This is a genomic window from Burkholderia sp. BC1 (assembly GCF_052683555.1).
Genome location: NZ_JBQYLP010000104.1, coordinates 1 through 13,522 on the forward strand (window position 1 = coordinate 1; position 13,522 = coordinate 13,522).

The following is a 13,522-nucleotide window of genomic DNA, read 5'->3' on the forward strand; positions in this document are numbered from 1 at the left end:
GAGAAGCGGTTTTTCAACAGACTCGCCAACCGCCTTCAACCCGGCGAAATGAATGACGGCCTGACACTGGTGTTGCCGCAAGGCCGACTCGATGGCCGCCTGGTCGCGAATATCGCCCTGCACCAGCATGGGCTTGCGCCCAGTGATCTGTTCGACCCGATTGAGCACTTCGGGGTGGCTGTTGCTGAAGTTGTCGAAAACAACAACTTCGTGGCCGGCCTGAAGCAGTTGGACGCAGGTGTGGGATCCGATGTAACCGGCACCGCCGGTAACCAGAATACTCATGCGTGCCCTCCGACCTGGGCATCCAATAGCATGGCTACCGCACTCCGTGTGTTCGCATCGGAACCAGAGTATTTACCTACCAAGCACGCTAAATCTTTGCCAGTTGCTACCTTTTTGAGTTGATTCATCAACCCGCCTCCACCTGTGAAAACCCCCGCTCGCAACGCCCAGACATCCATCTGAGGCGCCCGAATTCGGGGGGGGGGGGGGTACATCGCAGCCTCCCTAAAGGCCACAAACACCCTGCCGTTGCTTCAAAATTATTATGACAATTATACCTTCCTCATTGCTTACCGACAATGTTTACTGGTAGATGCTGGCTGGTTCGCACAAACGACAAAAGACCCCGCCTTCACCAGCCTCCCCAGAGGGAAGCCAATGAAGACGGGGTCTATGGTTTACTGCTGTTGCGTTTGCTGCAGCCGCTGGTGTTGCCTACCTGGGCACACCGCGCCACTTGTCGAAGCTTCGCGCGCCGGTGTAACCGAGGTAGCCGGCACCGAAGAGCCACCACAAGCTCTCGGGCACCGCGTTGAGCAGCTTGGACAGGTTTTCGGCGGCCTGGAAGACCTCGGCGGGCCACCAAATGCCGATGATGCTGCCGATCACCGACAGCAGGATCACGCCGTAGATCACGTACAGAAAGGTCGGGCGCGCCCGGCTGGTCCACGGGTCGGCCGAATTGGCTTCGGCCAGAATGGCCGAGAGGCTCACCTGCATTTCCTGCAGGGCTTGTTGCCCCTCGGCCTGAAACAAGGCGAGCTTGGCCTGCTCGCGTTGGGCCGGATCGGGAATCAGGCGATCGATCAGTTTGGCCCCGGCTTCAAAGAGGCCGGGGGCCAAGGTGGTGAAGATTGGGCTCATTGCGGGCCTCCGAACAGTTTGATTTTGACGATGGTGCCGGCGAGCAAGGCAAGCACGAGACCCGTGACCAGCATCTTGACCAGCGTGAGACCGGCGGTTTTCTTGGCCTCGTTGAAAGCGTCGAGCAGATTCCTGAGCTCGCGGATGTCGTTTGCGGCATCCGGGCCATCCAGGCCGACATCGGACAAGGCGTGACGCGCCCCACGCTCGGCGGCACGTTCCAGCAGGGTTTCAAATTCGTCATGGGGCATGACCACCATGCCATCCATCAGGTGGGGTTCGTTCATCTTCTTTCCTTTCAGATTGGGGCGGTGCTGCTGTCGACACTGCCATCGGCGCTATGCACTGCCGGGTGCTCGGCCACACAGGTGATTTCCACCTGCTCGCCACGCGGGCGCACCGCGATCACCCGGGCCAGCAAGCTCCATTGCTCGGCCATCCCAAAGGCGAAATGGGTGCGCTCGGCCGACAGGCCGGTTTCGATGAGGATGTCGGGCAGGTCTGCAAAGACCACCTGCTGCACATCGCTGCCCGGCATCACCGCATGCGGGCCGCTGACCCCGCCATCACGACGGCGCAGGGCCATGACATGTTCTTGCCCATCGACAAATGCGATCGGCTCGGACAGCTTGGCGGTGTGGGTGTCGGCATCCCAGGCAACGATCTCGCCGCCCGAGCCCCAACTGGGCATGTCATGGGCAATGGCGATCAGGTCGCCATAGGTGGGGATCAGGCCTTCGAGCTCGGTGCGCAAGGTGATGATGCGGCGTCGATAGCGATTGGCCGCCGCCAGATACAGCCCCTCGCGCACCGCATGGGCTTCGGTGGTGCAACCAAAGAGCCGCAGCTTGGCCGGGTTGGTGCTGCTGGAGCCCGGCAGGCTCACCGTCACTTCATCGGGTTTCCAGGTGCGGCTGCTGAAGAACTCCACCGTCACCGCGTCCGCCGTCTCTTCGCCTGGCATCACATACTGGATCTTGAGGCTGTTCTTGACGATGTTGCGCGGACTGAAGAGCGCCACGGGCAAGAGCCGGGCTTCGTCCCGCACCAGACGCACGATGCCACCTTGCAGGAAAGGCACCGCCCGACCGCAGCGGGCCACCCGCGTCAGCGCCTCCCAGACCGTGACTTGCTGGTCGAACACACCATCGAACTGGTCGCCCCGGCTGGCCCAAACCTGATCGAGTTGCGCCAGGGCGGCGAGATCGATCCGGGCATTCGGCAGTTTGGCGCCGTAACTGGCGCGCAGGATGTCGGCAAAGGCCCAGGCGATCGAACGCGTGGGCAATGGAGCAGACCAGCCAGAGTCCACCGACCAGACCGGCAGCTTGCGCGTGACAATGCAGTTGATGAGCCGGCTGGAGCGCTGCGACAGGTTGTCGGTGGCGCGCATGCGGATGGCGAGCAGCGTGACGTTGTCAGGGAAAGTGACGCCGCCGGCCAGATAGCCCCGGGCCTCACCCCAGCGCACTTCGTGACCGGCACGGGAACTGGTGCTTTTCGTGTCCAGGCGCGTGGCACGCACTTCGTATCGCCCTGCAGCGACGGGATAAAGGTAGGTGCGCCGCTGTGGCGTGGTGGTGGCAGCGGTCAGGCTCTCACTGCCCAGCGTGAACCAGTCGTTCAGTGGATCGCCCTCGGCATCGATGGCCCGGGCTTCGACCTTCCAGCTGGCACTGCGGCTGTCCAGGCCGCCAGCGTCATTGGCGTAATACAGCCCGCGCGGCAGCAGGATGTCGATGCCGATGTACGTCACTTCACTGTCAGCCGGGTTGATGGCAAAGCCTCCGGTCCAGGTGCCAGCCAGCAGTTCCTGCCCGGCGACCTCTGGCGCGGTCACCACATCCGGGTTGAAGAGTGTGACCGGACTGCCGGGTGGCACGATCTGGTAGGTCACTTCCTCGAACGAGGCAATCGGCGTGTCCTCGATGCGAATCTGCTCGATGTCGTATTCGCCCAGGCCGATACAATGCAGTTGGTGCAGGAACTGTTCATTGCCCTGATATTCGCCATAGGGGGTTGCGGCCAAGTCCGGATAGACCAGATGGCGGCCGTAGACGACCGGTATGGGTTGGGCCAGCCGCGCATAGTTGCCCTGGCCTTGCAGGCTGTAGGTGGGCGACGGCTGCGCCAAACTCCCGCCCGAGCCGGCAAAGGACGGCATGTTGGGCGTAGGCAGCGGCACCAGCGCACTGACCAAGGCGGAACCCGCCGTCATGATGATGGCCGAACCGACCGCCGTGGCCAGATTGCCGCTAAAGCCCAGGCTCGCGCCCAAGGGGCCGCCATAGACCGTGGCGACCACCATCACCGCGATCATCAGAACCGTGCGCAACGGGTTCTTGCCACCGCCTCCACCTCCCCCGCCCTGCGGCAGGGTGATGAAGAGCACCACGCCATCGATCGGTGTGACTGCCCAATCGGCACGCAACACGGGCGCGCCGTTCTTGATGCAGACGGTGGGCTGATCGAATTCGGCAATGCCCTGGTTGTCCAGCCACTGGCGGATGGTCTGGCCGGGGTGGGCCACCATCACTTCGCGCTGGGTGGGCTGGAAGGGATTGCGCAGCAGAATCACCGCGCTCTGGTTGGCTTCGCTCACGACGACTCCACAAATCGGTAGTAGCCCTCGACCCGCCAGCCGTGCAGCAAGAGTTCCGGCAGCTTCTGGAACACGACACCGGCGTCCTTGACCGCGTGAAGCACGCCACCGCCATCGACCGCGAGCCACACGCCGACATGCACCGGGTGACGGGACTGGCGCAGCAGCACGGCATCGCCTTCGGCGGGTTGCGCCACGACTACCCAGCGTTGTCGCTCGGGGTGGTCGCGGAAGGTGGTCATCACGGTGCGCAGGTCATTGGCGTCCACCGGGATTTCGGGCAGGTCTCGGCCAAAGTGCTCGCGCTGGATGGCGAGGAACAGGCCCCAGCAGTCAAAAGCATCCGGGCCACGCGCACCGGCGTGCCAGGGCCGACCGATGAGCTCGGCCGCCCAATGGGGTACCGGGCTCATCGGGTCAGACCCGGGAAGGTCTTGGCGGTGTAGCTGATGCCGGGGAAGGCCTTGTTGCCCACATCCAGCATGCGGGCACGACCGGTCACCCGAAAGATGTCCGCCTCCACTTCCGTGAGTACCAGGTGGATGGGTGGGTCCATCTGCGGGCCTTCCAGATCGGTCGAGAGATACGGCCGGTAGGTCACTTCGATCACCGACTGTGACTCGGCGGCTGCATCCAGGTGGCGCACGATCTCGCGCGACACGTTGTCGAGCGTCACAGTGATTTCTGGCACGGGCATGGTGTCGACGGGCGGCAAATCCAGCTCAAAGCCCATCGCCACGAACTGCACACGCTCGCCGGCTTGCAGAGGGGCTTGCGATTCCAGCCGGGCCCACAGATCACCGGTGTCGCGCACCACGCGAATGGCGACCAGTTGGCCCGCATCATCGACGAAGGCCGGATGGCGCAATTCCAGGGTGTGCAGGATGATCTGCTGCGACGGGGCGCTGGCGTAGGCCTCTTTGATGGCTTCAGATAACGCAGCGTTAGGCATCAGAGATCACCGCTCACAGGATGACGGGGTAAGGCACGTAGCTGGTTTCGCTGTCGTCCTCGGGCAACTGCGCTTCACCGGCATAACCACTGGCCAGCACCTGGCCATCGTCGAGCAGAAACACCAGGCCCTGCTCGGAACTCGAGCCGTAGGATGAGATGTCGACCACGCGGCGCTGTGCAATGCGCACCAGTTCCACACTGCTGCGGTTGGTGGCATCCCCCAGTCCCAGCGCCCCGTTGCCGTTGTAGCCCCAGGCGTAGACCGTTCCATCCTCCATCAAGGCAGCGCCGTAGTTGAAGGAACCGGTGCCGCCATGCACAGCCTTGACCACGGTATTGCCCACCGGCACTTGCACAAAGTTGCCGCTGTTGCTGCCGTTGGCGTTGCCCCAGTACGCCCCCGCACCGCAGGCCCACAAGGTCTTGTCGGTTTTTTTGAGATAGGTGAGCGGTTGATCGTGGCTGCCTGCATAGACATCCACGACATTGGTGGCCACCTGCACCGGAGTGAACTGGTTGGCGAGATTGCCATTGCCGAGTTGCCCAAAGTCGTTGGTGCCCCAGGCATGCAGGGCACCGGTGCTGTCCAAGGCAAAGGCGTGCACGTAAGCCCCGAACACTTTGACGATGGTTTTGCCGGTGAGACTGCCCCCGGCACGCGGCATGGCGACGTTGGCCTGGTTGGTGGTGCCGTCGCCCAGCTGGCCGTTGGCGTTGTAACCCCACGAGTACAGGGTGCCGTCGTTTTTGACGGCGTAGTAAGCCGTGTAGCGCTCACGCCCGGCAGCGATCTGGGTAATACCTGAGAGCACCGGCAACTGCACAAAGTTGTTGCGCTGGGTCACATCACCCAAGCCCAGCTGGCCATGGGCGTTGTAGCCGCAGGCGTGCACCGTGCCGTCGCTGCATAGCACCAGGGTACTGTTGAACCCCTCGACGCCACAGTTTTGTGCGACCTGCACCACGGTTTTGCCGGCGATCGAGTTGCTGGCATTGGCGCTCATGTTGTACGGCACCTGCTGATTGGCCGTGTTGCCGGTACCGAGCTGGCCATAGCCATTGAACCCCCAACCCCAGAGCTGGCCGTTCTTGTCGATGCAGTAGCCATTGGTGTCGTGGCTGTAATAGAGCTTGTCTGCCCCAGGGAAGCCCGGTGGGAACGCCGTGCGTGCCGGGTAGGAGCGCGCGAAGGTGGTGCCGTCCCCCAGCTTGAAGTTGGCGTTGCGCCCCCAGGCCCGGATACTGCCATCGGTCATGATCAGACCGAACTGGCGGTAACTGTTGGGTTGCGTGTTGCTGGCGTTTTCTGGCAACTTCAATGCCTTGGTGCCGGAACGCACATCAGGCGTTGCCCAGACCGGCACACCCTGCGCGCCGATGGTGAGCACCTGCCCGGATTGACCTGCGGGCAAGGCGACCAGCTGGTTGCCATCGAAGTAGATGACCTCGCCCGGCAGATTCGAGACCCCTTGCGTGCCTTGCGCAAACAGATCCCAAGCTGGGGAATTGGCGTGCGGCGCCACGCCCGTGGTGGCGTCCGCGAGGCACACAAAACTGTCGCCGTGGTGGCCGACCACGTCCTGGCGGGCGTAGGTGGCGCTGGCGTCATACGCGCCGCGCCAGGTAAAGGCAATCTTGCCCAGAGAAACGGTTCCCATGAACAGTCCTTGAAGAGTGGAGATTGAAATCAGCAGGTTTCAGAACAAGATGGGCGACGGCGCAAAGCGGTGGTCGTGGTCGTCATCGCCCGTTTGTGCATGGCTGCCGTTGCCAGTGCTCATCACCTGACCATCGACCGTGAGGAAGTGGTAGGTGCCGTTGTGGTACTCGCCACCCTCGCCGCAGCCCATCGTCCCGGAGCGGGAGAAGTCGACGATGGGCCGGTCGATGAGCACGAAGCGCGAGGGGGCGTTGGACGTGTCGGCATACCCATGGCCGCACTGCCCCGTTGCCCCCATGCCCCAGCCCACCGCCTTGCCGTCAGATCGGAGTGCCATGGCAGACGACCCATAGCTGCTGCCGTACAGGCGCAGCTTGGTGACTTGGGTCAGGACGTCGCCGCCGATGGTGGCCCAAGTGGTGCGGTCACTGCCGCCGCCGATGCTGTAGCCGTTGTACCCGGTGTGGCGCACCGTGCCGTCTTGCATGAGCGCCAGCGTCCTGCCATAACCGCCCGAGATCGCGTAGGCATCGGTCACGCCGTCGAGCACCTTGTACGGAAACAGCGCGTGACCGGTCCAGATATCGCCAGTGAAACCCGTGCCCCAGCTGCCGCCGACCTGACCGCTGTCATGCCCCCAGCGGTAGAGTGATCCGTCTTCGAGCACCACGCCGTAGGCGCGGTAGTACTGGGCGCCCGCCACCCAATGCGCGTCGGACTCGGAGCAGAAGACTTTTTTGACGCGCTTGTCGCTGCCCCAGGGCATGAGCAGGCGGTGGACGGATTGGTCGCTACCAAAGCCACAGGCGTTCGCCTCGCCGGCCACCCACAATCGGCCCAGGGTGTCCACCAGGTAGCTCGCAGCATGAAATCCGCCCGACAGAAAGACCTCGCGGATCGGGGTGTCGAGCGTAAACGGCACGAGCGTGGGCGTAGAGACGGTGGTGCTGTGCCCGAGTCCCAGGCTGCCATAGCGGTTGTTGCCCCAGACATAGACGCGGCCGGCGTCATCGAGGCAAGCGAACATGCGATAGCCGTACCAGTCGTGGCCGGTGAAGACCCGCTTGACCACGGCAGCGGCCGGCAACTGGCCCACCCCATTGACGCGTCGAGGCACCGGATTGGCGGTGGCCGTGGGCGAGCCCCCGTCGCTGTTGGCCCCGGCGTGCCACAAGCCGCCACTGGCATCGATGAAGAAGGTCTCGTCCCACATGCAGTTGATGGACGCGATGCGAGGCGTACCCGGTGGAAATGCCACCCGCGCGGGGAAGGTGCGGCTGATGTCACCGGTGTTGCCGGTGCCCTGCTGGCCGGTGAGCGCCCGGCCCCAGGCACGCACCGAGCCGTCGTTCATGAGCGCGGCCATGAAGAAGTTGGCGCTGTGGTAGTCGGCCGCCGCGCGGTCGGTGTTCATCAGCGCCGTGGCCACCGTGCCGTTGCGATCGGCCATGAAGCGGAATTCCACACTGTCCACCCCATTGGCGCCATTCGCGTGCAGCACCATGCTGCCGATGCCACCCACCGACACCCCTCCGGTGAGCAAGTGGCCTTTGAGGGTTGCATCCTGCTGGCCCAGCGCAAAGGGCTGCGGCTGGCCGTGGCGCATCACCCAGGCGCCACCTTCCTTGAAGACCACATCCCCATCCCGATAGCCCAGGTAGGGCGAGTAGAGGCCGCACCAGCGGTAGCCCAGCGCCGATATATCCAGGTTCACAGTTGCACCTCCAGGGCGTTTTGATGGAGGGCAAAGGTCACCCCTTCGGCCAGAGTCCAAGCCAGGAAGTCTTGCGCATTGAAGTTGGCATCTCGTCCCTCCGTCACCAGCAGTTCAGATCCGTCGCTGGAAAGCGCGAAACCATAGAAGCGAGGCAAAGCCGCGGTGTGGACCAGCTCGTAGCCGGATTCATCGACCTTGACCTTCAGCAGCATCCCGCGTGCGCCAATCAAGGAGTCCGGCAGTCCCACTGCGAGCACCCGGGCGATGACCTGCTGCAGCACGGCTTCAGCGTCCACCAGGATCTGGTTGCCGCTGGACTGCACCTGATGGAGCACGGCAGTGGTGTCCGCCACGCCTTGGTCGGCCGAGGCTTGGGCACGGTCGGCTTCGCTGGCGGCGAGTTCGGCCGAGGTGAGCGCGTCTTGCGCGGCGGCCTGGCTCTGAGCCAGTAGGCCGTCGGCGGCGAGGTTGATGCGGGTATCGGCATCCGCCAGCAGCTTGGCCACCGTCGCAACCGCGCCACCCTCGGTGGTCACGGTCTGCGCGGCGGTGCCGTGCACGATGGTGTGCAACAAGGCACTGTCGGCCGTGACCTGCGCGACCGCTTGATGCAGATCGGTTTGCAGACTCATAGAAGTTGTTCCGTGTATGCGATGAATGGATGAATCAGGTATTGCTAGGCCGGCCAGCGAACTGGCAGAGTGCCGTGCACCAGTTGGTGCAGCTCGCTGCCCATGGCAAAGAGGTCGTCGGCGGAGAGCTCCAGCATCAGGTTGAGCGCGCCCTCGTCGAGCGTGGGCCGCTCGCGGATTTCCAGTTCGCCCTTGACGTCCCAGCGCCGGGCCGAACGCAACTGGGCTTCGAACTGGCGGGTGAAACGGGCTTCATGGGGCAAGAGCCCGAGGCCGCCGAGCAAGGTGATCTCGAACCACTGCCCGCCCTCATCGGCGTGGTACTTGTACCAAGCCTCGAACAGCGCAAACTCGAACTCGCTGAACAGCCAGCGCACGGTGATGCGCGTGGGCGTTTGCCTAAAGCGGCGGCGCTGGCGCGCCGGGCCGGATTCCATGTCAGTGCGCAGTACGGCCTCTTGCGGCGTGAGGCCATAGCCTTCGACCGAGGGCAGCGGCAGCGTGTTGGGCCAGGTGATGTTCATACACACCTCCTCATCGCATGGCTCCGGCTGCAGGATTGAGCCCGTAGCGACGCTCCAGCGTCGGCGCCAAGCCGGAACCTTGGGAGATCGACCGGGCCATGCGCGCCTCCATCTGTTCGACGATGACATCGAGCCGGGTGCTGCCATCGGGCTGCTGTTGTTGCTCGACGCGGGTTTCAACCCCACTGGCGCGGTTGATCACATTCACTTCCACATTCACTTGGGGTTTGGTGGCAACGGCCCCACCCAGTGCCCGCAATTGCCCCGGCGTGAACACCGCCTCTCCCTGGCGCGCGATGATCGGTACTTCGCCCGACACCAGGCCACCGGTGTGGAAGCGGCGCGCACCGGCAAACAGGGTGGCACTCACCTGACGCGATGGCAGGCCATCTGCACCCAAGAGACCACCGCTGTGCGCGATATTGGCGTTCACACCCATAAGATCCCCTGAGCCCAGAGGCAGCGCGGCACTGGCCGCCGGCGCAAACAGGCTCATCGCAAAGTTCGCCAGCGGCAAGGTGATGGCGCGCTGGATCTGGATGCGGATCAGGTCGCTGATGATGGAGTTGGCCAGGCTGTTGAAGTCCAGCTTGCCGGTCATCACGAACTGGGTGAGCGCGTCCTCCATGGATTTGAAAGCGCCCGTCACGGCGCGTTCGGCCTGCTTGGCGGCGTTGGTGGCATCTTCGATATAGGTGCGCAAGGCCGCCTTGGCCCCGAACTCGGTGCTGCGCTGGTACTCGGCGTTGGCCCGAATGAGGTTCTCCACGATAGGCAGCTGACGCGCCAGAGCGTCGTTGATGGCCTCGATGGTCTGGGCACGCAGATCGGCGTCCTGGATCTGGCTGGCTTCGTTGCGCGCGGCGGTAGCGGATTTTTCGAGTTCGTTGCGGGCTTGCAGGACGGCACGTTCGCTCGCCGACAGTTCCAGCATCTCGCGCTGCAGCTGCAAGGCCTCGATGCGCTGACGGTTGCCGCCGATCAGCCCTTCGGTGATCTTGCGGGCGGCCGCTTCTTCTTTTTCGTAGGCGTCGAAGGCCTGGTTGGCGGCTTTCTGCCGCTCGATGGCTTCGAGCACCTGGATGTACTGCTCGGCTTGCGCCGACACTCCTTGGTAGCCCTTGGCCTCGATCTGCAAGGCGCGCGCACGCAGCTCCGCCGCTTCGCCTTCCTGGGTGCGCAGGAGCCGGGTGCGCAACTGGTTGAGGAAGGCTTCGCCCTCATCGGGCTTGGTAGCAGCCGACGGCCTGGCAAAGGCGCTCAGATCCAGATTGGCCGGTGGCCGGGGCGCACGGGGCAGGGTCGGCAGGAAGCGGTCGTAGATGGCCTGAACTTCCCGGGCCTGCGCTTCGGTGTCGAGCACGAACCGCTGGCCCATGACGCGAACGGTGCGGCGCTGCTCGTCAAAGAACTTGGCAACCCGGTCGGCATAGCCCGGGTTCTGGTTGATGTTGAGCAGCCGGTCGTTGGCGGCACGCACATAGTCGTCGCGCGCCGTTTGCAACTTGGCGATTTCGACATCGATGGCCTGTGCATCGAACCCATAGTTCTTGTAGAAGGTCAGCAGTTCGGTCTTGAACCAGGTCTCGATGTCCTTGCCCACCACCGACAGGCTGTCAAAGGGTTGGGCGATCACGCGCTTCAAGAGCACCGCCGACTCGGCGATGAAGGCCAGGCCCGAGGCGACGGATTCCAGAAAGGCGAGCGTGGCCTCCCGGTTGGACGTGATGCGCTGCAGCTCGTTGCTGAAGCTGCCGGTCTCGGTCTGCGCCAGGATCACCTGCTCGGTGAAGTCGGCCAGCACCGGAATGACGGCCGCGCCGATCTGGCGCTGCACGCCCTCGAAGATGGCCGACAGGCGCGTGAGGTTGTCGTTGAAGACTTCCGACGCACGCGCCACGTCTTCGGACATCACCAGGCCCAGGCGCTGGGCTTCCTCCATCAGCGCGGTGATGCCCTCTCGCCCCTGGTTGAGGAAGGGGATCAGGTTCAACCCTTCGCGGCCAAAGAGCTTGATGGCCAAGGCCGCTTTGTCCGCGCCGTCGGGCATGTCGGCGAATTTTTCGGCCAGATCCAGCAAGACCTGCTCGGTTGGCCGGATCTGCCCGTGGGCGTCGGTGGCCGCCACACCCAGCGCCTGCAAGGCCTTGCTGCCTTCGGCGCCCTCGAATCGACTGTCAAAGAGCGCAACAGACAGGCGCTGCAGCCCCTTGGTCAGCCCTTCAGTGCTGACGTCCGAGAGCTTGGCGGCATAGTCGAGCGCGGTGAGCGCTTCAACCGAGACACCGGTCTTTTGCGAGAGCTTGAAGAACTCATCACCGACCCGAGCCACCGGCAGGACCAAGGCGGTGATGCCCACACCCAAGGCGGCAATGCTGGCACCGGCCATCAAACCGGCAGGGCCGAGTTTGCCCAGGACCGATCCAAGCACGCCAAGCCGGTCGGTGGCGGCCTGCAGTTGGAACTTGGCATCGTTGGCGGCACTGGACAGCAGTTTCAAACCGCTGGATGCTGGCGTCGACGCGGCTTCGATTTTTTTGAGCGAGCGCTCCCCCTTCTCACCAATCTCGGACAGCTCGGCTTTGACCTTGCCGCCGTCGACCACGGACAAGCGGATGGAGAGGTTGCGTTCGGCCATGGGAAGAAGAAATCCGATATCGGGTGAATCGTGGGTCTATGTGTCTTGTTGCAATGTGCTCATCAGGCCCGCCTCGACTGCTGGAAAGAGATCGATTGCCGTCGCGCGATCGAGCCCCGTGCACTCGCAAGCCAGCATCCAGGCATTGAGATCGAGCCCCACCACGCGGCCCTGCGCCATGCGCAATTGGCTGGCACAGATGTCAATCGCACTGGCGGCTTGCCAGCCTTCCAGGCTCTCGGGCGCGTTCATGGTGTAGGGGCACTCGGGACATGATTCAGGGCAGGCGCTGCAATAGCTCGGCCCGCCACCGAAGTGCCACGCGGTGCGGGCCTTCAGGCGTTTTTTTCAGTGTCCATCGCGTAGAGGCCAGCGAGGTATTCGCGCTCGAAGGCATCGGCCAGGAGCCAGTGCTCCATCAGCGCTGCCACACCCTCAGGCGTAACAGCAGCGGGTTTGCCCTTGTCGTCGGCCACACCTTCCCAGGCCAGTACCGCCAGCTTGGCCAGTTCTGTGATCAGCGTGGCGGTACGCTCACCCGCAGCAGCGATATCGGTACCAGCGACTTTGGAGGCGGCATGGCGCGCGGCCATGACCAGCGCGGTGGTGGCAGGACGCACCTGCAGGCGCACGCCTGCAGCCAGCGTGATCCAGTGCGGCTCACGCGGGAGATTGAGTTTGATCATGAGAAACCTCGGTCGGGTGATCAGTAGGAAGAGACGTCGTTCACCAGCTCGACGGTGAACATGCGCGCCACGCTGGTGGCCTTGGCGGCTTGCCATTCGAAGGTGGCCTGGATGCCGCCGGGGCCGGAGATGGACAGCTTGGGTTTGGGCAGATAGACCTCGTGGGCGATGAAGGTCAGGCGGTGATCGGCATTGATCTCGTAGCCAAAGGTCAATTCCAGCGGCGTGTTATTCGTGGCGGCATCGATCAGCGTGGTGTCAGCAAAGCGCACTTCCAGGTTGCCGGTGAGACTGGCCACCGTCGGATCCGCACCGTCAATCTTGCCGTCGGAACGGATGGTTTCGATGCGTTCCAGGTTGTTGGCATAGGTCAGCTGCGCCGAGACCACATTGCCCAGGGCCTGGCCTTCACGCAGGATTTGGCCCTGAAACTGGTTTAAGCGCTGCAATTCGCGAGTGGCCGGGGTGTCATCCAGCGTGGTGGTACGCCGCATTTCGCCTTGGGCCACCAGACCGACCGTGGCGTTCGCGGCTCCCGAGCGGGCAAAGCCCACCTGCAGGCTGTTGACCATGACGCCGGAGGCGACGAACCAGGCCGGGATGTCCGGCAGACCGGTTTCCAGGGTGAGGCTGGGCAGGCTCGGTTTGCCTGAAGCAAAGGTGTGGGTCACCACGCCCGTGCCCACAGAGGTGGGCTCGCCCAACAAGGCCTTGAGCCACAGGCCGATATGGCGCACGTCCAGCGGAACGACCATGTCGCCTTCGACCTTGATCACGTCGCGGATGGGTGCACTCGGGTCACGGCCCAGGCCGATCAGATCGTTGGCGATCAGCCCCTGTTCGGAGCCGAGTGAGGTGGAGACAAAGGGCAGCTGCCAGTAGCCATCTACCGGGGTGCTGCCATAGGTGTGCGTATTTCGGCGATGGTGATCAGACGTTTCGGTGAACGTGATCGGTCTG

The 13,522-nt window shown here is 63.7% G+C and carries 14 protein-coding genes; all 14 read right to left on the minus strand.

Annotated features, from left to right (window positions below):
* The coding region (locus tag ACSHSS_RS28295) for an SDR family NAD(P)-dependent oxidoreductase (RefSeq protein WP_445545813.1) at positions 1–285 on the minus strand (285 nt) is incomplete at its 3' end.
* Positions 286–720: 435 nt separating this feature from the next.
* Positions 721–1,149, minus strand: a complete 429-nt coding sequence (locus ACSHSS_RS28300; RefSeq protein ID WP_056928961.1) for a holin family protein — start codon at positions 1,147–1,149, stop codon at positions 721–723.
* A complete protein-coding gene (locus ACSHSS_RS28305) occupies positions 1,146–1,436 on the minus strand; it encodes a DUF6127 family protein (protein ID WP_019484518.1) in 291 nt (96 codons plus the stop codon). Before ACSHSS_RS28305 ends, ACSHSS_RS28300 begins: the two co-directional genes overlap by 4 nt.
* An 11-nt stretch (positions 1,437–1,447) precedes the next feature.
* A complete protein-coding gene (locus ACSHSS_RS28310; protein WP_445545814.1) occupies positions 1,448–3,751 on the minus strand; it encodes a host specificity factor TipJ family phage tail protein in 2,304 nt (767 codons plus the stop codon).
* Positions 3,748–4,164 carry an NlpC/P60 family protein gene (locus ACSHSS_RS28315; protein ID WP_445545815.1) on the minus strand — a complete coding sequence of 139 codons (417 nt, stop codon included), beginning with the start codon at positions 4,162–4,164 and terminating at the stop codon, positions 3,748–3,750. Before ACSHSS_RS28315 ends, ACSHSS_RS28310 begins: the two co-directional genes overlap by 4 nt.
* Complete coding sequence (locus ACSHSS_RS28320; protein WP_445545816.1) at positions 4,161–4,703, minus strand: DUF1833 family protein; 543 nt, start codon at positions 4,701–4,703, stop codon at positions 4,161–4,163. Before ACSHSS_RS28320 ends, ACSHSS_RS28315 begins: the two co-directional genes overlap by 4 nt.
* A 13-nt stretch (positions 4,704–4,716) precedes the next feature.
* Positions 4,717–6,363 carry an RCC1 domain-containing protein gene (locus tag ACSHSS_RS28325; RefSeq protein ID WP_445545817.1) on the minus strand — a complete coding sequence of 549 codons (1,647 nt, stop codon included), beginning with the start codon at positions 6,361–6,363 and terminating at the stop codon, positions 4,717–4,719.
* A 39-nt stretch (positions 6,364–6,402) separates the two neighbouring features.
* Positions 6,403–8,079, minus strand: coding sequence for an RCC1 domain-containing protein (locus ACSHSS_RS28330; RefSeq protein ID WP_445545818.1), 1,677 nt, complete (start codon positions 8,077–8,079; stop codon positions 6,403–6,405).
* Positions 8,076–8,714, minus strand: coding sequence for a hypothetical protein (locus ACSHSS_RS28335; RefSeq protein ID WP_445545819.1), 639 nt, complete (start codon positions 8,712–8,714; stop codon positions 8,076–8,078). The genes ACSHSS_RS28330 and ACSHSS_RS28335 overlap by 4 nt, the downstream gene beginning before the upstream one ends.
* Before the next feature lie 44 nt (positions 8,715–8,758).
* A complete protein-coding gene (locus tag ACSHSS_RS28340) occupies positions 8,759–9,238 on the minus strand; it encodes a hypothetical protein (protein ID WP_445545820.1) in 480 nt (159 codons plus the stop codon).
* A 10-nt stretch (positions 9,239–9,248) separates the two neighbouring features.
* The gene (locus ACSHSS_RS28345) at positions 9,249–11,876 is read right to left on the minus strand and encodes a phage tail tape measure C-terminal domain-containing protein (RefSeq protein ID WP_445545821.1); all 2,628 of its coding nucleotides are present in this window, start codon (positions 11,874–11,876) and stop codon (positions 9,249–9,251) included.
* Positions 11,877–11,912: 36 nt separating this feature from the next.
* Entirely contained in the window at positions 11,913–12,128 is a 216-nt protein-coding gene (locus tag ACSHSS_RS28350) for a hypothetical protein (RefSeq protein ID WP_011886378.1), read from the minus strand.
* A gap of 83 nt (positions 12,129–12,211) precedes the next feature.
* The gene (locus ACSHSS_RS28355; RefSeq protein ID WP_445545822.1) at positions 12,212–12,562 is read right to left on the minus strand and encodes a hypothetical protein; all 351 of its coding nucleotides are present in this window, start codon (positions 12,560–12,562) and stop codon (positions 12,212–12,214) included.
* 20 nt (positions 12,563–12,582) lie between these two features.
* The coding region (locus ACSHSS_RS28360; RefSeq protein ID WP_445545823.1) for a phage tail tube protein at positions 12,583–13,522 on the minus strand (940 nt) is incomplete at its 5' end.